Origin of the sequence: Dysosmobacter sp. HCP28S3_G4 (assembly GCF_052065175.1) — a bacterium.
Taxonomy (GTDB): Bacteria; Bacillota; Clostridia; order Oscillospirales; family Oscillospiraceae; genus Oscillibacter.
In genome coordinates, this window is the sequence record NZ_JBQHUP010000129.1 from 1 (window position 1) to 358 (window position 358).

Here is a 358-nt window from a genome sequence, read left to right on the forward strand (position 1 = left end):
GGCGATGCGCTTGCCCTCGATGGACTCGCCGTCGTGAGCCAGAGCCTCGACCAGATAATACACAGCGCCGTAGCCGGTGGCCTCGGGACGCAGGATGGAACCGCCGGTGGTGACAGCCTTGCCGGACAGAGCGCCGAACTCGGCAGCGCCAACCAGACGGCGATACTGGCCGTACATGTAGCCGATCTCGCGGCCGCCGCAGCCCAGGTCGCCGGCGGGGCAGTCGATGTCCTGGCCGATGTGGCGGTACAGCTCGCTGATGAAGGCCTGGCAGAAGCGCATGATCTCAGCGTCGGACTTGCCGCGGGGATCGAAGTCGGAGCCGCCCTTGGCGCCGCCGATGGGCAGACCGGTCATG

1 protein-coding gene is annotated in these 358 nt (G+C 67.9%); it reads right to left on the reverse strand.

The annotated features are described in order from the left end of the window. Positions 1–358: Glu/Leu/Phe/Val dehydrogenase dimerization domain-containing protein (locus tag ACTNBU_RS12770; RefSeq protein WP_441034478.1), on the reverse strand; the 358-nt coding region annotated here is incomplete at both ends.